Origin of the sequence: Mesorhizobium sp. M7A.F.Ca.CA.002.09.1.1 (assembly GCF_003998555.1) — a bacterium.
Lineage (GTDB): Bacteria > Pseudomonadota > Alphaproteobacteria > Rhizobiales > Rhizobiaceae > Mesorhizobium > Mesorhizobium ciceri.
The window spans coordinates 1-2,409 of the sequence record NZ_RZRR01000857.1 but is presented as its reverse complement, the minus strand read 5'-3'; the positions used below and the strand labels follow the sequence as shown (position 1 = coordinate 2,409).

Here is a 2,409-nt window from a genome sequence, read left to right as displayed (position 1 = left end):
GGTCAGGACGATACCGGCCGCCCTTATCGGCAGGATCATCATCAGCATCGCGCTGAAGAAATAGACGGCGGCAATCGGGATGAACACGCCGGCGTCGGCAATGCCGTCAAGGCGCCTGACGCCGATCGCGCCATAGGGATAGCCGTGCCTGGCGACAGCCAGGCTCAACGCCATGAGCAAGGCGGTCAGCACGGCGACCAATGCGAAGGATGTGAGGGCTTTGCTCATGACGTTCCTGTCCCAGACGAATCAGACAGGAACGGTTTTAGCGGTCGGTCGTAAATTGCGCGTAAGCGGGGGCGCTGCCCTCACGGATTTCGTTCAGTTCAATCTGGCTGACGACAGGCTATTCAGCGGCGATCCGGCCTGCCGAACGATTGGCCAGCACAAAGCCGACCTCGTCGACCGCCTGCGCCGCACGCTTAAGGATCGCCTCGGAGCGCAGCACGCCGTCGGTGAAATCCTTGTCGGTGGCGTAGACGGCGGTGGGCAGCGCAAAGGCCTCGAAGAAGCCGAACAGCGGCCGCAGCTGATGCTCGACGATCAAGGCATGGCGCTCGCCACCGCCGGTCGCCGTCAGCACGATGGGCTTTCCCCGCAATGCCGCCGGATCGATCAGGTCGAAGAAATGCTTGAACAGGCCGGTATAGCTGCCCTTGTAGGTCGGCGAGCCCACGACAAGCACGTCGGCGGCGAGGATTTGTTCCAGGATCGCGTGCGCCTGGCCGTCGAGATCGCGGGCCCATTTCGCCGTTCCCAGCGACGGCCCGAGATCCTCGATATCATAGGTGCTCGCCGATAGGCCGTGGCTGGCGGCGATGTCCCTGGCGACCAGATCGACGAAGGCGCGCGTCTTTGACGGCCTGGTGATGTTGCCGGAAAAGCCGACGACTGTTGGGTTTGACATGGCAGTGGGCCTCTTGGATGGTCGAAGGTTTGACGTGGCGGGCCGCCAGCCCGCCGGTGGAAAATCAGCTCCAGGCGTGCAGCGGCGGATTTTCGCCGTTGAGGAAATATTTGCCGAGGATCGAGTATTTCCAGCGCACCGGATCGTGCAGCGTGTGCGTGCGCGCGTTGCGCCAATGCCGGTCGAGATTGTGCTCGGCCAGGGTTGAGCGGGTCCCTGCCAGTTCGAACAGCTTGTTGGTGGCGGCGATGGCGATCTCTGTCGACAGGATTTTTGCCTCGGCAGTGACGATCTGGGCGTGCGCCACCGTCTCGGCTGTCGGCTCGGCCACTGCCCGGTCGATTGCATGACCGGCCTTTTCGAGCAGCGCCTGCGCCGCGTGCAGGCGCAGCGTCAGGTCGCCGATGGCCTGAATGGTGTAGGGATCGTCCCAGGCGTTGTCGACGCCGCTGTCGATCCAGGCGCGGCTTTTGGTCCTGACGAAATCGACCGTCTCGTCGATCGCCGCCTGGGCGATGCCGGTGTCCACGGCCACCTGGATGATCTGGAAGATGGCGCCGTCGGCGGTCGGTTTGTCGTAGCCCTTGTAGCCGGGTACCAGATGCGTCTTCGGCACCTTGACGTTGTCGATGATGACGGTGCCGGACAGGGTCGTGCGCTGGCCGAAGCTCGACCAGTCGTCGATGACGGTCAGGCCGGGTGCGCCGCGGTCGGCGATCGCATACCAGGCGCGGCCCTCGTCATCGAGCGCCACGATCGGCACCAGATGGGCGAGCAGCGCGCCGGACGAATAGAATTTCCGGCCGTTGACGACCACATGATCGCCGGCATCGGTGAAGCGGGTCTCAAAATCGGCGGCGCGCTTGGAGCCGAACTCGGAAAAGGCGTTGCCGAACCGGGTGCCCTTCAGCGCTTCGGCGAACAGCAGCTTCTGCTGGTCCGCGTCGGAGACGGTGCGGATGGCAGCGACGACGCCGAGATGGTTCTGCGCAACCTGGCCGATCGAGGAATCCGCCGCCGAGATGATCTCGATCACCTTCGCCAGCGTCGCATAGGACACCTCCGGCCCACCGAATGCCTTGGGTACATTGATCGACCACAGGCCGCTTTGCGAAAAGGCATCGAGTTCGGCGACCGGCCAGATCCGTTCACGGTCGCGCCGGGAGGAGTCCTTGACGAATTCGGCGGCGAGCGCATGGGCAACCGCAATCGCCTCGGCGTCGTCCTTGATGATGTGCGCCGGGGCGATCGGCCTTGCGACTGGCGGCACGGCGGCGGAAGCCTTGTCGGTCTTGACGGTCGAAACGGTCATTTCACTGCTCCTTGGGATTTCGATTCAGGCAACGGCGTGGAGATGGGCGGGCTTGGTGGCGGGTGACGCCTGTTGCCCGGGGTTCGATTGACCGAGATAGAAGGCCCTGATGTCCTCGCGCTGGCGAAGCTCGGGGGCCGCGCCGGCGAGAACGGAAACGCCGTTCTCCAGCACCGTGGCATGGTCGGCA

2 protein-coding genes and 2 pseudogenes are annotated in these 2,409 nt (G+C 64.3%); all 4 read right to left on the bottom strand.

Going from position 1 to position 2,409, the window contains the following annotated elements; translation table 11 throughout:
• Positions 1 to 228, bottom strand: a pseudogene (locus tag EN994_RS27375) (hypothetical protein); the annotation flags it as partial.
• 118 nt (positions 229 to 346) lie between these two features.
• A complete protein-coding gene (gene msuE / locus EN994_RS27370; RefSeq protein ID WP_027164238.1) occupies positions 347 to 907 on the bottom strand; it encodes an FMN reductase in 561 nt (186 codons plus the stop codon).
• A gap of 64 nt (positions 908 to 971) precedes the next feature.
• Positions 972 to 2,219: an SfnB family sulfur acquisition oxidoreductase gene (locus tag EN994_RS27365; RefSeq protein ID WP_063169861.1), complete on the bottom strand. Its 1,248-nt coding sequence runs from the start codon at positions 2,217 to 2,219 to the stop codon at positions 972 to 974.
• Positions 2,220 to 2,243: 24 nt separating this feature from the next.
• Positions 2,244 to 2,409 (bottom strand): annotated as a pseudogene (locus tag EN994_RS36425) (ABC transporter ATP-binding protein); the annotation flags it as partial.